Here is a 17,825-nt window from a genome sequence, read left to right as displayed (position 1 = left end):
TCCAACGGCATGACTTCGGAGTCAACGTTTAGCTGCATCTGCAAGCGGAACCGGACTTCCTCACCGAAAACGGCGACTCCCCCGACGGCCGCAACGGAACCGGCCAGCCACCCAAGGGTGCCTCGAGGGGCTCAACCGCGGGTCAGTGACCGTCCCGTGATGCGGAAGCAACACCGGGGCCCCACCAGGCCTTGTTCTTGAAGTGCTCCACGGTTTCCGGCTCGGGAACGCACTCATTGGTGATTTCCCCGATGCCTTCCACACGAACCGTGACCTTGTGACCAGCTTTGAGCCAGAATCGGCGGGGCTTCTTGGACATACCCACGCCGGCGGGGGTTCCGCAGGCGATAATGTCCCCGGGCTCCAGAGTCATGAAGGTGCTGAGATACGAGACGATCTGAGCCGGGGTGAAAATCATGTTGGCGGTGGTGCCGGATTGCATGACCTCCCCGTCCACGAGGCATTCGATCTTGAGCCCCTGAACCGGATCGACCTGGTCCCTGGAAACGATGTGCGGCCCGAAAGGCGTGCTGTAGTCCCAATTCTTCCCCTGGAACCATTCGCTCGTTCGACCCTGCCAGTCGCGGACGGAGACGTCATTGAGCAGCGTATAACCGGCGATGGCCCCGAGCGCGTCTTCTTCATTGACACGCCGCACAGACCGACCGATAACCACACAGAGTTCGGCCTCGTAATCGATTTTGGTTGACTCCGGAGGCATCGCAATGGGGTCATCCGGACCCACGAGCGAATTCGAGAATTTGGTGAAGACGGTGGGGTATTGAGGCAACTCCGCCCCGACTTCTTCGGCATGATCATGGTAGTTCAGCCCGACGCAAAGAATCTTCCCGGGCTGCATGGGCAGCACATCGATCATCGAACGCACATGAGGCAATTCGCCCTGGCCGAGATTCGAATAGAACTTCTCCCGGGCCTCGTCTGAGCCTTCTCTGAACAGGCTGCTGTCCACCACGCTGGCTGGACCGACATCCCGCAGATAATAGCGCTTGCCCGCAACCTCCACCCAGGTATACAACCCGGTCTGCTGATCGAACAGGCTCTCGACGTACGCGCGCCCCAGTTTCATCGCTCAACCACCTCACGTGACAGAAAACTCCGTTTCAGGCTACAGGTTCTCCACCACGTTCCATCCACCCGTGACGCGATTTCTTTCCAGATGCAGGGTCCTCAGCTCGTCATCCTTCACCGCGCCCCGACGACGCCGAGCCCCAGCCGGAAGATCCACCGTCACCTGGACCTGCCACATCTCTCGATCCACCAGGTACGGACACAAATCTTTCGGGGCGCGGTCGACCTCGGTCCACCACGCCCGTCGCTCGTACCACCGGACAGGGTCTGCCGCTACCCTGTAGCGATGACCGTCGATCTCCACGCGCAGGGGTTGCCCGGCCGTCGTCGTCATAACCTGAGTGTTGAGCACAACGCCTCCTAGCTCTTATTCGAATATATATTCGAATCCTAGGAAGGGCGACTGACAACTTAAGCGAGTCAGCTTTCCAGGACCTCCGAGACCCTCGTGATCGGCGCCTCGGCAGGAGCCTTGCGGGTGCTCCGGCGGATGGCTTCGAAGACCACGACCACTAGGACGTTCGCGACCAAACCGATGATCCCTTCGCTGATGGCCCAAGGCAGTGTCCACCAGAAGGTGTATCCGATCACGATCGCGAGCCCCACGACCGCGCCCGCCAGAATCGACGAGGCTCCGATCTTCTTCCGGAGTAGCAATGCGGCCGCGATCGCGGGGGCCAGCTGGTCCAATCCAGAGAAGGTCAGGAGCAAGAGATTCGCCAAGAGGTCCGGCATTACGATCGAGAGGAATAGGGCCAGACCGGTCGCCACGACGACCGTGATCTGCGTGATTGTGAACTGGGCTTTCTCGGATCGGGCACGCGCCAGGTTGCGGGAGACCAGAGTGCTGATGGCAATGAGCAACGAGGCCGAAGGGACCATCGCCGTCGCGATTCCGGCCACGGCGGCAACGCCCATCAGCCAATCCGGGAACATTCCCGAGGCCAGCTCCAGCAGAGAACTGTCCGGATCCGCGTTGCTTCCCAGAACCACCAGAGCCACATACCCCACGACCAGGGGCATCACGATCAAGGTGTTGTAGAAAGGAAGCCACAAGTAGTTCCGTCGGAGCACCGTGGAATTCCGCGCGGACATGATCGGGGGCCAGTTGTGCGGCATGGTCGCAAAGGCCACGCCGATGGCGCTGATCGCCATGTTGGAGATGTACCAGGGAATCCCGTATTCCTGTGTGCCATGGACCGAAAGCATCTCCGGCATCTTTTCCCGAACTATCTCGAAAGCATTGGTGAAGCCGCCGGTGTAGTGGATGGGAACCGCGATGCAGATGACAAAAAGCATCACGATCATCAGTACGTCCTTGAAATACGCGGTGGTCGCCACTCCCCTCAGCCCGGACCACAGGACGAATGCCACGACCAGGACGAAAGCGATCACCATCGACCACGCACCCATCGAATGGTTGCCCGTGACCAGCTGGACGATCAGGCCAAGCCCCGTGATCTGGAGCTGGAGATACGGCAATAAGAAAACGACGCCCGAAATCGCCACCAGAATTCCCAAGGCGCGTGAGGAATACGCGTCTTCCAGAAAATCGGCTTGCGTGAGGTGTCCACGGGAGCGGGTTATGCGCCAGATCTTGGGGGCCAGGAAATACAGCGCGAGATAGCCCAGCGGGACGTAGGGCATCGAGTAGAACGATGCCGCCCCGCCGGAAACCACGAGTCCGGCGGTTCCCAGGAAAGTGAAGGTAGTGAAGACCTCTCCGGCTTGCAGCAGCCACGTGGTGGCTACGCCGAATTTATGCCCGCCGACGGTCCACTCCGCGAGGTCGAGATCGGGTTTGCGTCGACCCATGAAGCCGAGCAGAGCAATGACGAGGATTCCGCCCAAGGCGACCCATGCGATGGTGCTCATGACTGCTCACCCCGGTTTTCCTGTGCTTCCGCACGCCGCACGGCTTGGTGGTCGAGGAGTTCTTCGTAGGAAGAATCCGTCCGAGTGAATTCCACGATCGCCAAGACCAAACTGATCATCAGGCTTCCGGGGATGCAGGTCCACCACATGATCGTCGGCAGGCCGAGGAACAGATGGGGTCCGTTGAGGATGGGCAGCCATTGGAGGACGAACGCGGCGAGCACGGGAGCCAGACACACGCACCACCACAGTGTCTTGCGACCGGTCGATGCTTTCCGCCGACGGCCCGCCGTGGCTTGCTCGGAGGCACTCATCAGGACTCCGTTCGCGCGGTCAACAGACGTTGACGCTGATCGGGGTCGGCGGCCATATCGATCGCGGTCCAGCACATCGCCGTACCGCCGTCGATCACGGCCCGGTCGGCGCTCGGGCTGACGCAGTATTGGGCGAATTCGGGCTGGTGACATGTCGCACCGTCCGCCTCAACGTAAATGCTGGGGTGTATTGCCGGAATTTCGAGGGATACGTTGGCCATGTCGGTCGATCCGGCCTCGCGGATGCGCTGGTCCATCGGGGCGTCCGTGAATACCCGTCCGAGGGCTTCCGCGTTGCGCCGGTAGGCGGCAACCATGGGATCGTCGTTGCGGAATTCCGAGAATGCGGGCCATTCGTCTTTGATCTCGACGTCGCAGCCTGTGGCCACGGCTCCGGCTTCGAAACAGCGGATCATTTTCTCCTTGACCCCGCCCGGGCCTTCGAGCTCTGCGATCGTGTTGGCGCGAGCGTCGTAGAGCAGCGACGAGTGATGTGGCACCACGTTGGGAGCATCGCCCGCGGAAGTCACGATCCCGTGCACGAGTTCGCCGGGCCTAAGATGTTGACGCAACAGGCCGATGGCGACCTGCGCAACGGTTGCGGCATCCCCAGCATTGATGCCCTGGAAGGGAGCCATGGCCGAGTGAGCAGGACGGCCGGTGTACTTCACTTCCAGATCCACGACGGACCGTGTGAGGTGGCTGGCGTGTTCTTCGCTCCCTGGGTGGACCATCATGGCGGCGTGGACGCCGTCGAACACTCCCGCGCGCAGCATGAAGATCTTGCCTCCGCCGAATTCTTCGGCAGGGGTCCCGAAAACCTTGACGGTGATTCCGATCCGATCGGCCACCGAAGCGAGTGACAAACCGGCCAGCACACCTGCGGAAGCGATGATGTTGTGCCCGCAAGCGTGCCCCACCCCGGGCAGCGCATCGAGCTCGGCGCAAATGCCGATGATGAGCTCGCCACTGCCGTAGCTGGCGACGAAGGCGGTCTCCAGGTCGGCGACTCCGGTTTCGATCGAGAATCCGTGATGCTTCAGGAGATCGACCATTTTCCGGGAAGTTTCGACCTCTTCGAAAGCCACCTCCGGTTCCGCATGGATGCTGTGGCTCAAGGACAGCACCTCGCCGGAAACACTCTGGGCGGTTCGTTGGGCGGACTTCTTCGTCTCTTCGACGTCGGCGACGACGCTTTGCGCAACCACTGCGCCTCCTCGAATCGTGATCTGAAACATAGTCAGACTAAGCAGGAGGAGTGCGGCGACAGAAATGCCTCGCCGTGGCAGAGCAATTATTACCTCGACACGACGTGGGCGGGAGGGGATTCATCCCCGCCCCGCCCACGCGAACCCGCGTCGGTCGGCCTATTTCTCTAGGTGGTCCTGGTGCCGCCCATGAGCCCGGGTCAGCAGATCCCGGAATTTGGCTTCGGAGTCGATCAACTGGTCCTTTGTGCGATCAGGAAGTCCCGCAAGTTTCTTCTGGTATTCCGTGAGCCGCCCGTGCAGCTCGGAACGCTTCTCCTCCGAGGCGTCCTCCGGCAAGTCGAGATAGTCGCTCGCGGCCTTCTCGGTGCCGCTGATGATGCGCAATGCGCGGCCCTTCGGGCTGTACAACGAAACCAGGACCGTCAGCACCAGGACCCCGATGATCACGCCCAGTGACATTCCGATACCGACCTCGATCACATGTACCGGCTCGCCGTCGTTGATAAAGGGCAGATTGTTCTCGTGCAACGCATGCAGGATGAGCTTCACACCGATGAACGCCAGAATGATGGACAGGCCCCACGAAAGATAGATCAGACGATCGAGCAGACCGTCGATGAGGAAGTACAGCTGGCGCAGGCCCATGAGCGAGAAGGCCGTGGCCGTGAAGACGATGTAGGGCTCTTGGGTGAGACCGAAGATCGCGGGGATCGAGTCGAGAGCGAATAAGACGTCGGTGCCGCCGATGGCCACCATGACCAGCAGCATCGGCGTCATGACCTTCTTGCCATTTTCGAGGGTGAACAGTTTGTCACCGTCGTAGTTCTCACTGGTGTGCATGAAGCGTTTGGCGAGCCGAACAATAATGTTGTTCGCCTCGTCGTCGTCTCCGGTGTCCGCGACCTCACCCTTGATCAGGTTCCCGGCGGTCAGCAAGAGGATGATACCGAACAGGTAGAAGACCCAGGCCCAAGCGTTGATCGCGGCCGCACCCACGAAGATGAAGGCCGTTCGGGCGATCAGGGCGAAGACGATGCCGAAGAGAAGCACCTTCTGCTGATCGGCTCGGGGCACTTGGAACGAGGCCATGATGATCAGGAAGACGAAAAGGTTGTCGACCGACAGTGCTTTCTCGGTGATGTACCCGCCGTAGTATTCTGCGGCGAACTGACCACCGTCGAAGGCCATGATCACCAGCCCGAAGAGCAGAGCAATACCCACGTAGACCGCGGACCATACGGCCGCTTCCTTGATCGTGGGTTCGTGCGGCTTGCGCACGTGAAAAAAGAAGTCGTAGACCAAAAGGGCCAGAATGACCACGAGGGTCACGACCCACTGAATAGCGGTAATCTCCACAGGAACTCCTTGTGCGTGCGTTGAACGGCACAAGTCTCTCCCCCACGTGTGCCGACGGCCGATGCCGCCCTGTGACGTGGTCCGTACCCGGCCAGGCTTCTGCGCCTGACGTATTGACGTGCACGGTCTTGAGGGATACTCCCTTGCTTCACTAGACAACCCTACGGGAGGCCAGGTCCTTAGTCCATGTGCTCCGTGCCTCGCCTCCCGGACGATCTCATTCCGCCGGGTTCTCTCGCGCTTCCCGCCGCAAGGCCCTGCCCTTGGGGCTGTAGAGCGACGCCAGCACCGTGATGGCAAGCACGCCCACGATCACGGCCAGGGAGATCCCTGTGGTGATCTCGAAGACGTGTACCGGCTCGCCGTGGTTGATGAACGGCAGGTTGTTCTCATGGAGCGCGTGGAGCATCAACTTGATTCCGATGAAACCGAGAATCACGGCAAGACCCCAGGACAGGTAGATCAAACGATCCAGGAGCCCATCGATGAGGAAGTACAGCTGACGCAGTCCCATGAGCGAGAAGGCCGTGGCCGTGAAGACGATGTACGTCTCCTGCGTGAGGCCAAAGATCGCGGGGATCGAATCCAACGCGAACATGATGTCGGTCAGGCCGATCGCGACCATGACCAGAAGCATCGGCGTCATGACTTTTTTGCCGTTTTCGACGGTAAAAAGTTTGTCACCGTCGTATTCGTCCGTTGTCTTGAGGAAGCGCTTCGCCAAACGAACCATCACGTTATTGGCCTCGTCGCCGTCCCCGCCGTCCTTGACCTCGTCCTTGACCAAATTACCCGCGGTATAGATCAGGAACAGACCGAAAACGTAGAACAGCGCGGCCCATCGATCGATGGCCGCGGCACCGATGAAAATGAAAAGCGTTCGCGCGATCAGTGCGACGACAATGCCGAAGAGCAAGACTTTCTGCTGGTCGGCCCGAGGGACCTTGAAAGAGGCCATGATGATCAGGAAGACGAACAGATTGTCCACGGACAAGGCTTGTTCCGTGACGAATCCTGCGTAGTACTGAACGGCGAAGTCTCCACCGTCCCAGAAGAAGATGAAGAGCCCGAAGAGGAGGGCAACCGCGACGTAGAACGAAGTCCACAGGGCGGCTTCCTTGATCGTGGGCTCGTGAGGCTTGCGAACGTGGAAAATGAAGTCGTAAGCGAGCAGGGCCAGGATCACGACGATCGTCACGATCCATTGAAGAGATGAAACTTCCACAAAGCCTCCTTGTGGGCACGGAAAACCTCACAAGTCTCTCCCGCCGCTCACACCCGTATCACGGGGGCTGCAGCCTCGTGCCCGGCCAGGCTTCGGCACCTGACGTGCTGACGTTCACGAGATCGAGGGGATACTCCCTTGCTCAGAGTGCAACTGTACAGGCATCCCCGCGCCTTCCGAGCAGGTTTTCGGCTCGAGTGCGCCGCATTCGGGATGATTCGGTACCCTATATAGCGAGGTCACCCACCGATTTCGAGAGAAGGTCACCAGTCCCATGAGCACTCCTTGGATCCGCGCCCGCCGCTACATCATCGGAGCAATTTTCGTCGCCGGAGCCGCATTCTTCGTCTGGAGCATTCCCAGCGACGGAACCGTCGGCCAGTTCGTTGACTGGACCATCGGGTTCTTGCTCGTATGGGCCGTCCTCCTGGCCCTTGCCGGAATCTACGCCGCCGCCAAACCAACCCGCGCCGAAAAGGAAGAACTGCAGCATTTCCAAGCCATCGAGGGTTCCCACAGCGCCGATCGCGCGCAGCTGTCCAAATAGATCTTCCGATAGAACGCACGAGAACCCCCGGGGGCAGAACCCCGGGGGTTTTGTGTACGACCCCGAAACCCGCTTCTAGAGCCGTGGCTCCCACCCCAGTGCCGGGCCGATCTTCGTCGCACATTGTTCGAGAATGTGCCGCCAGTCCGAGGGCTCGAGTTCGAACGGCAGCTCCACGATGAATTCGTCTGCGGCCTCGAACGAGGGATCGGATCTCAGCTGCTCGACGATCTGTCCGGTGCTTCCCATCCGGTCCATCGCTATGATCGTCTTCTCCCCCAAGACCTTTCGGGTTCGAGGCGTGCGACGTTGGACGTATTCCTCGTAGCGAGCGCGCTGTTCAGGTGAGGTCTCATCGGTCGGGACGACGACGCGCGCTTGCGCGACCCGGCCGGGCCTCTGCTCCGGCAGGGCCTCACGATAAGCACGGATCAGAGCGGCCTGGGCGGCATCGAAATCGCGGATGCCGTTCTCCGTCGAACCGATGTTGCTCACCAACAAGCCCAGGCCCGTCTCGCCGGCCCATCGTGCGGACTTCAACGACCCTGAACCGTAGGAGAGCCTCTCGACCAGGCCCGGACTGAGAGGCTGAACCGTCTCGGAATCGAAGTTCCCGCCGAAGCCTTCGTACGGTCCGACGTCGCGGATCTTCTTCCCTTGGAGGAGGCCGATCAGACGCATGATCCTCTCGTACCCGTAATCATCCGCTTCCCAGCCCGGACCGAATACGGTCCTGTTCACGGCGTCATCGAAGCGCGGCGGATGAACGCTCAGCCCGGGACGGAGCCTCCCGCCGGTCAGAAGATCAGCAACCCCCAGGTCCTCGGCCAATCGGTACGGATTCTCGAATTCGAGGGGAATCACCGCGCTTCCGAGCTCGATCCTCTCTGTGGCCTGCGACAACGCACCGAGCATGACGCCGGGAGCCGTGACCCCGTACTGCATGTGGCGTGTACGCAACCACCCCGAGTCGAACCCCAGGGTCTCGGCGTGGCGAAAAAGGTCGATCGCATCTGCGAACCCCTGGGACGGGTTCTCCGGGCTGAACGGAGCGATGTGGAGGAATCCGAGGTGTTTGAGGGGAGAACCGTTGGCAGGCATGCGACTCCTTGAGAACCGGAAACAGTGCGTATCTACATCTCAACCGTGAGCGTACCGAACTATTCCGCCTGCCTCCTGCGGAAGGTCACGAGATGTAATCGGCCCGAAGCTTCTTCTTGTTGAGCTTGCCGACGGAGGTCCTGGGAAGTTCGTCGACGACCACAACCTTGTCCGGCAGCTGCCATTTGGCGAATCTGGTCAACAGCGTGGACCGGACGTCATCGGCCTCGACAGATTCTCCGCCGCGTGGGACCACATACGCCACGGGGCGCTCATCCCATTTCTCGTCCGGAACCCCGATCACGGCCGCCTCTGCAATACGCGGATTGTCCAGGATCGCGTTTTCCATATCGATCGAAGAAATCCACTCACCGCCGGATTTGATGACGTCCTTCAGGCGATCGGTCAGTTTGAGGTATCCGTTCGCGTCGATCACCCCGACGTCACCGGATCGCCACCATCCGTCGGCGAATGAATCCGCTGATTCGGGACGATTGAAGTACTCCTGCGTGATGAACGGGCCTTTGTAATAGACCTCGCCAGCGGACTCGCCGTCGTGCGGGAGCTCCGTGCCGTCCAATGCGACGATTTTGATGTCCGTACCGGCGCTCGGCAGACCCTGCGAACGCTTCAGATCCCACCATTCGTCGTCGCTCAGCCCTTCGAGCGAACGCTTGCGAATCCAGTTGATCGCCACGATGGGCGAGGTCTCCGAGGCGCCGTAACCATGGACGATGTCAGCGTTCGCGGTTTCCTGGAAGCCTTTCATGAGCGCGAGCGCAGGTTCGGAACCGGCCACGACCACACGCAACCCTTCGAGATCCACGGCTTCGGGGCGGTGGCGGAAGTATTCGAGAATCGGGGTCCAGATCGCGGGCGAACCGTTGGAGATCGTCACCTCTTCATGGACCAACGCTTCGGCGAGGTCTTCGACTTCGGTAGCCGCATATTGGCCGGGCATCACCAGTTTCGAGCCCGCCAAGACGGCCGCGTGGAGGAATCCCCAGGTCATAACGTGGAACATGGGGGTCACCGGCATCAAACAGTCTCGATGGGTGAAGCTCAGCGACGTGTGGAGCGCCCAAGCGTGGAGACAGACGGCGCGGTGTGAGTAGAAGATCCCTTTCGGACGCCCGGTGGTTCCGGTCGTATATCCGGCATAGGCCGCGGTCGCCTCCTCGATCTCCTCCCAGGCATACTCCTGGGGCTGAGTGGACATGAGATCTTCGAGGTAAATCGGGTTCGCCAAATTCGTCGATATCTCGGACCCTCTCCGGTCCGAGAGAATGATCCATCCCCTGACGTCTCCGGCCCCCTGGATTCCTTCTGCGATCGGCAGGAGGGATTCGTCGACCACGACCCACTGCGCCCCCGAGTGCTTCACCACGTACGTCAGATCTTCGCGGGACAGCTTGAGGTTCAGTTGCAGATGGGTTGCCGCGAGTCCCGGGAGGGCGAAGTACAGTTCCATGTGCCGTCGCGAGTTCCAGTCCATGACGCCGACGACGTCGCCCGCCTGGACCCCTGCTTCGGCCAAAGCGTGCGCCATTTGAGATACGCGCTTGATTTCGGTCGCGTAATTCGAACGCTCCCATGTACCGGCTGCTCCCTTGTAGACGACTTCCGTTTCCGGGAAGGTCCGCGCCGCGTGCCGGAGCATGGTCGTCACATTGAGTTGGTAATTGTCAGCCATGGTTGACGGATGTCCGTAGAGCAATGGTGCCCCTTTCCTCGGCGCCACGTGCATCACCTATGATGTGACCCACGCCCTAAATTTTGTCCAACTATACGGGTTGATGACGCTGTGCAGTCCCTTCGAGACTTTCCTGCTTTCACCAACAATTCATAAAGCCGGTACCTCTTCTTTGATGCCAGCTCCCTTTCCGCCCCCGGCGGTCCCCTAGCATTCACCAAGTCAGGTGCGAATCAGCGCACTCCCCGATTCAAAGGAAACGCCGATGAACTTCGATGGCTTCGACAGCCCGAGAACACGCAGGTTCCAGCGAAAAGTCACCCTCCTCTCTGCGGGCGGGGTGTTCCTGGATGGCTTCGATCTGACGATCATCGCCGTTGCGATGCCGATGATCGTCGGCGAATGGGGCCTCGATGCCGGCGAAAAATCCATCCTGACCAGCAGCGCCATCATCGGTTCCTTCATCGGTGCCGTATCACTGGGCAACCTAACGGACCGGTTCGGACGGAAAGCGATGTACGTCATCGACCTCCTGGCGTTCGTCCTGTTCGCCGTCCTCACGGCGTTTTCCCCGAACCTCTGGTGGTTGGTCGTCTTCCGTTTTCTGCTGGGCATCGGCATCGGCGCGGACTACCCGATCTCCGCGACCCTGGTTTCCGAGTTCGCGCCGAAGAACGGACGCGGCAAGCTCTCGACATCTCTCGGGGCCATGTGGTTCGTCGGGGCCGTGGTTGCCTACCTCGTCGGTCTCCTGACTTTGCCTTTGGGCGACTTCGCTTGGAGAGCAATGCTCTTGATCGGCGCAATTTTCGCCCTGGTCGTCTTCATTTTCCGTGTGACGCTTCCGGAATCTCCACGGTGGTTGGTCGCCCACGGCCGGTTCGAGGACGCCAAGGACGTCGTCGAGAAAGTCACCGGGGTGCGCCCGAGCCACCACGAGGTCGAGGCCGAGGCCACCCGCCCTGCTCACGCCCCCGCCCGCACGGCACGTCTACTGAGTCTCTTCACGGGTCGCCAGCGGAACAGGACGTTGTTCGTCTGTGGATTCTGGTTCTGCTATGCCACGGCCTACTACGGGATTTCGATGTACACCCCGACCATCCTTGCGCCGTTCACTCAGGGAAACCAGGTCGCGGTCATCGTGGGTTCCGGAATCGTGGCCGTGCTGGGGTTGGTCGGATCCGTCATCGGCATGAACCTCGTGGATTCATGGGGAAGGCGCCCGCTAATCATCACGTCCTTTGCCGGGCTGACGGTATCCCTTGCGGTTCTGGCACTGACCGTGAACCCGCACCTGATCTTCCTGATCGTCCTGTTCAGCGTCGCGGTTCTCTTCGCAAATTCCGGAGGCGGGATCCTCAACTTCGTCTACCCGACGGAGCTCTTCCCTACCGAGCTCCGAGCCACGGGATCCGGATTGGCGACCTCAGTAAGCCGTATCGGTTCGATCCTGGGCGTCGTCGCCTTTCCGAATATGGTCGCCGCGTGGGGCAACAACGTGGCTCTGTGGGTCTTCGCGGCCGTAGGGTTGGCGGGACTGCTGATCTGCGTCTTCATGGCCCCCGAGACCAAGAATCGCGGCCTGGAAGAAATCAACTCGTAAGGAGCAAGCACATGTCTGACCGGGACAACGCCGGAACGTCCCAGGGATTCGCGACCACCAGTTCGCGACGGGTCATTCCGGACGCGGCCGCTCCCTTCCGCCGTCTCCACCCCGGTCCGGGCGAGCCGCATACCGCGCGCACGGACCTGATGCCGGCCAATGCCGCCTGGCCCGACGCCGGCACGCAGGTCCTGGGCCTGGTCCATTTCACCGATTTTCAGCTGGCGGACTTGGCCTCTCCCGCCCGACTCGAGTTCCTGCAGAAGCTCGACGGCCAGCCGGACTGGAAGGGGATGACTCCCTCCTACCGGCCTCAGGAGTTCTTGCAGTACCACGCGATCGAAGGCATGGTTCGAGCGATGAATTCCCTGGTCGAAGCCCAACCGGATATTTGGGACCTGGCGCTCACGACCGGCGACAACTCCGATTCCTCGCAACGCAATGAGATCGAGGCGTACCTGCGGTCTTTGACGGGCGGCGTCGTCAAACCGGCCGCAGGATCACGGGAGTTCCAGGATGCGCCGGTAGGGATGGACGATCCGCAATACTACAACCCGGAGCCGTCTTCCCGGGACAGGTACAAGACCGAATTCGGGTTTCCCGACGCTCCGGGCGCGCTGTCCGAAGCAACGAGGTCTTTTGGGACGGACGGCTTGGGTTTGCCCTGGTTGACCTGTTTCGGGAACCACGACTGCTTGGTCCAAGGGCGGGCGTCGCTTCCCGCGGGTTTGGACGATTTCCTGTCGGGGCCGCGCAAGCCGATTGAGCTCGACGCCGCTTCGGCCCCGGAGGGCGCCAAGACCCCGGCGTACGTCAACGATCCGATGTGGTCCACGCGCGGACCCACGAAAGACATCGACCCTTCGGATGGCCGAACCGTATGGAGCAAAAGTGACTACGTCAGAGCACACCTCGACTCTCCCGGTTCGCCGCGCGGCCACGGATTCACGGATGTCAATTTGCACGACGGCGTGACCTACTACGCCCACGATCCGAACGACGACGTGCGGATCCTGGTGCTGGACACCACCAATACGGCCGGTCACGTGGACGGATGCGTCGACGATACGCAGTTCCGGTGGCTCCGGGATCAGCTCGACGCGTCCGCCGCCGAAAGCCGGATCGTAGTTCTGGCTTCACATCACGGTCTGTCCACGCTGAACAACGACTACGGGATCGGCGATTCGCGAGGCACCTTGCATCTGGCCGACGACGTCGAGGCCCTACTTCATTGCTACCCGAACGTGGTCCTGTGGCTCTCCGGCCACACGCACGTCAACAAGGTGACGCCGCGACCCGGACGCGCACCCGAGAACGGGTTCTGGGAGGTCTCCACGGCCGCCATTTCGGAGTGGCCGGTGCAATTCCGAGGAGTTCAGATCTTCGTATCCGACAGTGTGGTACGCATCCGGACGACGATGGTCGACTCGCAGATCCCCGAGTCGCCGACCTCCACGCGTGGGCTCGAAAACCTGGCGGCCTTGCATCGGGAGCTCGGCGCAAACGACACAGGTTCCGTCGGTGGACTGCATGCGGAGGGCACACGGGATGATCGCAACGTTGACCTCCTCGTAGCCATCTAGCGCACTTGCGTGCCTCACGGCGCCCGGCCTGCACGGTCGAGACCGTGAGCGTATCCTTAGGCCAGCGGCAGACGATCGAGGGGCGAGACCTCACACCTTCGAGGAGTCGTGATGCATCCGGGATCGAATAATGGCCTCCGCGCTGCTCTCCGCCCAGCGGCGCATGGCGTCGATGGGCTCGGCCAGACTCCGGCCGAGTTCCGTCAGCTCGTAGTCGACCCGCGGAGGCACGGAACCGGCCGCATGGCGAGTGACGAGACCGTCTCGTTCCATCGATCGAAGGGTCTGTGTCAGTACCTTTGGGGTCACTCCCCCGATGCTGTCCCGTAACTGCGTGAACCGCATCCGCCCCTCTCCCAGGCTGGTGACGATGAGGGGCGTCCAACGATCGGTCACGTGACGGAGCACGGTCCGCGACGGACAGTGCGGGTCCATGATGTCGAACTCGCGTTCCGGGGAAGAGACATTTGTAGCCAAAATTGCTTTCCTTAGTTTCCTTGAGGTACTCGGTATCAAAAAGATACTCTTTGGGTACGTGGTCGGCAAGAGCCGCCGGCACATCTACCAGCAAAGGGTTGAATCATGAAGATCGCAGTCATTGGAGCCACAGGAATGGTCGGATACCGCACCGTCGCGGAAGCCGCTCAGCGGGGACATACCGTGGACGCGTATTCGCGCAGCGGCAAGGAGGTCGAAGGCGCTCAGTCGGCCCGCGCGCTGGATCTCGCGGACACTGCCGCGGTCACCGAGGTCATTGCCGGACACGATTACACCGTCATCACCGTGGTCAGCGGCCGCACCGGCGACTACGCCGACGACATCAAGAACCACCGCAATCTGTTGGCGTCAGGGCCAGAGGGCAAGTTCCTTGTGGTCGGAGGCGCCGGCGCTCTCTACGCCGACGAGAACACTATGCTCAAGGACACGGAGGGGTTCCCGGCGCAGTTCAAGACGGAAGCTGATGCTTTCGCGGAGGTCTACCGTGACTACGTGTCCTCACACGGTATGGACTGGACGATGCTGGCTCCCGCGCCGATGATCGCCCCGGGCGAGCGAACCGGCGCATACAAGACCGAACTGGACCGGCCCGCGGGGGACTCGGTATCCGCCGAAGACTTCGCGGTCGCAATTGTCGATGAGGCCGAATCGCAGTCGCATCAGGGCAAACGCTTCACCGTGGCGAACTAGTACCGCTTGGGCGTTCTCCGACGCCCCCCCCCTGAGGGCCCGGTCATCCGAACCGGCCCTCAAGACGTCCGCGCGTGATCCCACCGTCAGATCAGGCGTGACCCGCCTGCTGCATCTGGCGCAGTTCTTTCTTCAGGTCAGAGACTTCGTCACGCAATCGAGCCGCCAATTCGAATTGGAGCTCGGCCGCGGCGTTGCGCATCTGCTCGTTCATTTGCTCAATCAGTTCCAGCAGGTCCTCGGCAGGAGCCGCCGCCAGACCGTCCTTGCGAATTTTCTCGACGGCAGCCAACGTCGCGTTGTCCCGATCGGCGTCGGCGGACTTGGACTTCTTGCCCTTGCCCTTGACCGGAGCCGTGTGATCATTGGCCGCGGCGCGCTTGGCCAAGAGCTCCTGGGTATCCTCTTCTTCGCGGGCGATCTGATCGGTGATGTCCGCGATGCGTTTGCGGAGCGGCGTCGGATCGATGCCGTGCTCCTTGTTGAACGCGACCTGGATTTCCCGACGACGATTCGTCTCCTCGATCGCCGTCTCCATCGAATCGGTGATCTTATCCGCATACATGTGGACTTGACCGGACACGTTACGGGCAGCACGGCCGATGGTCTGAATGAGCGAGGTCGTCGAACGCAGAAACCCTTCCTTGTCCGCATCCAGGATCGCCACGAGCGATACCTCCGGCAAATCCAGGCCCTCACGAAGAAGGTTGATGCCGACCAGGACATCGAATTCGCCCAGACGCAAGGAACGCAAGAGTTCGACGCGCTTGAGGGTATCGACGTCGGAGTGCAGGTACTGGACCTTGACCCCGTGCTCGACGAGGTAATCCGTGAGATCCTCGGCCATCCGTTTGGTCAGCGTCGTCACCAGGACGCGTTCGTCCCGGCCCGCTCGTTGCCTGATCTCGTCCAGGAGATCGTCGATCTGCCCCTTGGTCGGTTTGACGACGATCTCCGGATCCACGAGACCGGTTGGGCGAATGATCTGTTCGACGTACCCGTCCGCTTGAGACATCTCGTACTTGCCCGGGGTGGCCGACATGTAGATCGTCTGGCCGATGCGCTCCAGAAATTCGTCCCATTTGAGGGGACGGTTGTCCATCGCGGACGGCAGACGGAAGCCGTGCTCCACGAGCGTACGTTTGCGGGACATGTCTCCCTCGTACATGCCACCGATTTGGGGCACGGTCACGTGGGATTCGTCGATGATGAGCATGAAATCGTCGGGGAAATAATCTAGCAGACAGTGCGGGGCCGAGCCGGCCCCACGTCCGTCGATGTGCCTCGAATAGTTCTCGATACCGTTGCAGAAGCCCATCTGCTCCATCATCTCGAGATCGTAGGTCGTGCGCATTCGCAGCCGCTGCGCCTCGACGAGCTTGTTCTGGTCCTCGAGTTCCTTGAGACGCTCCCCCAGCTCGTTATTGATGTCTTCGACCGCACGAGCCATGCGTTCCGCACCGGCCACGTAGTGCGAGGCGGGGAAGACGTACATCTCATTCTCTTCCCGGATTACCTCGCCCGTGAGCGGATGAAGAGTATGAATCGACTCGATTTCGTCCCCGAAGAACTCGATGCGGATCGCATTCTCCTCATACATGGGGATGATTTCGACGGTATCTCCACGAACGCGGAAAGTACCCCGGTGGAAGTCCATGTCGTTGCGTGCGTACTGCATGTTGACGAACTGACGGAGCAGGTCGTCGCGGTCGACTTCGTCCCCCTGGCGGAGCGTCACCATCTGGTTGACGTACTCCTCAGGCGTGCCGAGACCGTAAATGCAGGACACCGTGGAGACCACGACGACGTCGCGTCGGGTCAGCAACGCGTTGGTCGCGGAGTGTCGCAAACGCTCGACCTCATCGTTGACCGAAGAGTCCTTTTCGATGAAGGTGTCCGTCTGGGGAACATAGGCTTCGGGCTGGTAGTAGTCGTAGTACGAAACGAAGTATTCGACCGCGTTATTGGGCAAGAGCTCACGAAGTTCATTGGCCAACTGGGCCGCGAGGGTCTTGTTCTGGACCATGACCAGCGTGGGCCGCTGAACCGCCTCGACGAGCCAGGCCGCCGTCGCGGACTTGCCGGTACCCGTGGCACCCAGGAGAACGATGTCCTTCTCGCCGCCTTCAACTCTTTCGGTCAATTCGGCGATGGCCCGTGGCTGATCACCGGCGGGCTTGTAATCGGAAATGACCTCAAATGGCGCGACGACGCGGTTGATCTCCTGTGCCAGACTCATACGCCCCAGGCTACTCCGATTCGTAAGAATGTTCGATAGATCCGCCTGAGGCTGATGTCTTCTCCTTCCTACGACGGTCCTCCCCTATGCGTCCCGGTTCTTCCCACGTCGGGGTGCCGGCCAGCACTGTCTACGACAGGCCGGTTCGCGAACCGTATGCGGAGTAGTCAGGCAGCGTCAGATTCATCAACTCGGAGGATGCCAGGGCATAAGTTACCCGGGCCTAGACCCCGTCGGTGCAATGCAGTTGACCGTTGATCGTGGCACCGCCAACGTTGGCATGATCGGCCTTTATCCCATCAGCGGTGTATTGAATCCCCTCCGGCTGCTTGGCCTTATATGGCCTCCCCTGCTGCTGGGGTTTGTACATCACGAACAAACCGCCCTCGTCCTCGACCTTGAGCAATGGCGGCTGGTTATCAACGCTGGCCATCAGGTGTCGAATACTGCCATCGCCGGAAGCACAATGAACCACGTTCGGAGTGAACTGCTGTTCACCGTCGCCGGTGGTCACGGTCAACGAACCCGGGCCTGCCGGCGCAGACTCCGACGCCCCTGTCGGGGTGGGATTCTCAGCCGGACTCGAGGAAGACTCGCTGGACGAGGCGGAACCCTGCGTCGGCGACCCAGAAGAGCTGGCACCTGTCGAACCGCCACACCCGGTGGCAAGGAGAAGAACGGCCAGGGACGGGACGGCTACTTTCGGCAAAATACGCATGCAACCACTGTATTTGCTGAGAGTTCCCTGGGCCATTCACCTCGCTGTGGCAAGAACCCGGGCCAGACGGGGGCTGGCGTACA

At 60.9% G+C, this 17,825-nt stretch carries 15 protein-coding genes and 1 pseudogene; 4 read left to right on the top strand and 12 right to left on the bottom strand.

Annotated elements, in window-relative coordinates:
- Nucleotides 1-142: 142 nt before the first annotated feature.
- The 7 genes and pseudogenes from EWR20_RS04530 to EWR20_RS04500 all read right to left on the bottom strand — a co-directional run.
- On the bottom strand, nt 143-1,087 hold the full coding sequence (locus tag EWR20_RS04530) for a fumarylacetoacetate hydrolase family protein (protein WP_129359467.1): 945 nt from the start codon (nt 1,085-1,087) through the stop codon (nt 143-145).
- A 39-nt stretch (nt 1,088-1,126) separates the two neighbouring features.
- Nucleotides 1,127-1,441: a hypothetical protein gene (locus tag EWR20_RS04525; protein ID WP_238147585.1), complete on the bottom strand. Its 315-nt coding sequence runs from the start codon at nt 1,439-1,441 to the stop codon at nt 1,127-1,129.
- 68 nt (nt 1,442-1,509) lie between these two features.
- Nucleotides 1,510-2,964: a sodium:solute symporter family protein gene (locus EWR20_RS04520; RefSeq protein WP_129359466.1), complete on the bottom strand. Its 1,455-nt coding sequence runs from the start codon at nt 2,962-2,964 to the stop codon at nt 1,510-1,512.
- Entirely contained in the window at nt 2,961-3,278 is a 318-nt protein-coding gene (locus EWR20_RS04515) for a hypothetical protein (protein WP_129359465.1), read from the bottom strand. The genes EWR20_RS04520 and EWR20_RS04515 overlap by 4 nt, the downstream gene beginning before the upstream one ends.
- Nucleotides 3,278-4,486, bottom strand: a complete 1,209-nt coding sequence (locus EWR20_RS04510; protein WP_238147584.1) for a M20 family metallopeptidase — start codon at nt 4,484-4,486, stop codon at nt 3,278-3,280. Before EWR20_RS04510 ends, EWR20_RS04515 begins: the two co-directional genes overlap by 1 nt.
- Before the next feature lie 159 nt (nt 4,487-4,645).
- On the bottom strand, nt 4,646-5,845 hold the full coding sequence (locus EWR20_RS04505; protein WP_129359463.1) for a TerC family protein: 1,200 nt from the start codon (nt 5,843-5,845) through the stop codon (nt 4,646-4,648).
- 247 nt (nt 5,846-6,092) lie between these two features.
- A pseudogene (locus EWR20_RS04500) lies at nt 6,093-7,070 on the bottom strand (TerC family protein); the annotation flags it as partial.
- Between the two features lie 274 nt (nt 7,071-7,344).
- On the opposite strand from EWR20_RS04500, the gene EWR20_RS04495 reads away from it, so the two are divergent.
- Nucleotides 7,345-7,617: a hypothetical protein gene (locus EWR20_RS04495; protein WP_129359461.1), complete on the top strand. Its 273-nt coding sequence runs from the start codon at nt 7,345-7,347 to the stop codon at nt 7,615-7,617.
- A 75-nt stretch (nt 7,618-7,692) separates the two neighbouring features.
- Here the strand turns inward: EWR20_RS04495 and EWR20_RS04490 are convergent, their stop codons facing one another.
- A complete protein-coding gene (locus EWR20_RS04490; protein WP_129359460.1) occupies nt 7,693-8,718 on the bottom strand; it encodes an LLM class flavin-dependent oxidoreductase in 1,026 nt (341 codons plus the stop codon).
- 85 nt (nt 8,719-8,803) lie between these two features.
- On the bottom strand, nt 8,804-10,411 hold the full coding sequence (locus EWR20_RS04485; RefSeq protein ID WP_129359459.1) for a long-chain-fatty-acid--CoA ligase: 1,608 nt from the start codon (nt 10,409-10,411) through the stop codon (nt 8,804-8,806).
- Between the two features lie 265 nt (nt 10,412-10,676).
- Here EWR20_RS04485 and EWR20_RS04480 point away from each other — a divergent pair, with 265 nt between their 5' ends.
- A complete protein-coding gene (locus tag EWR20_RS04480; RefSeq protein WP_129359458.1) occupies nt 10,677-12,014 on the top strand; it encodes an MFS transporter in 1,338 nt (445 codons plus the stop codon).
- An 11-nt stretch (nt 12,015-12,025) separates the two neighbouring features.
- Entirely contained in the window at nt 12,026-13,597 is a 1,572-nt protein-coding gene (locus EWR20_RS04475; protein WP_129359457.1) for a metallophosphoesterase, read from the top strand.
- Between the two features lie 90 nt (nt 13,598-13,687).
- Here EWR20_RS04475 and EWR20_RS04470 read toward each other — a convergent pair whose 3' ends face one another.
- Complete coding sequence (locus tag EWR20_RS04470; protein ID WP_238147583.1) at nt 13,688-14,074, bottom strand: winged helix-turn-helix transcriptional regulator; 387 nt, start codon at nt 14,072-14,074, stop codon at nt 13,688-13,690.
- Nucleotides 14,075-14,179: 105 nt separating this feature from the next.
- On the opposite strand from EWR20_RS04470, the gene EWR20_RS04465 reads away from it, so the two are divergent.
- On the top strand, nt 14,180-14,785 hold the full coding sequence (locus tag EWR20_RS04465; RefSeq protein ID WP_129359455.1) for an NAD(P)-dependent oxidoreductase: 606 nt from the start codon (nt 14,180-14,182) through the stop codon (nt 14,783-14,785).
- 91 nt (nt 14,786-14,876) lie between these two features.
- Here EWR20_RS04465 and uvrB read toward each other — a convergent pair whose 3' ends face one another.
- Nucleotides 14,877-17,024, bottom strand: a complete 2,148-nt coding sequence (gene uvrB, locus EWR20_RS04460; RefSeq protein ID WP_129359454.1) for an excinuclease ABC subunit UvrB — start codon at nt 17,022-17,024, stop codon at nt 14,877-14,879.
- A 223-nt stretch (nt 17,025-17,247) separates the two neighbouring features.
- On the bottom strand, nt 17,248-17,742 hold the full coding sequence (locus tag EWR20_RS04455) for a hypothetical protein (protein ID WP_129359453.1): 495 nt from the start codon (nt 17,740-17,742) through the stop codon (nt 17,248-17,250).
- Between the last annotated feature and the right edge of the window lie 83 nt (nt 17,743-17,825).

The organism is Rothia uropygioeca (genome assembly GCF_004136585.1).
Classification (GTDB): domain Bacteria; phylum Actinomycetota; class Actinomycetes; order Actinomycetales; family Micrococcaceae; genus Rothia.
Note: the sequence above shows the minus strand (reverse complement) of the source record. Positions and strands in the feature narration are given on the sequence as shown.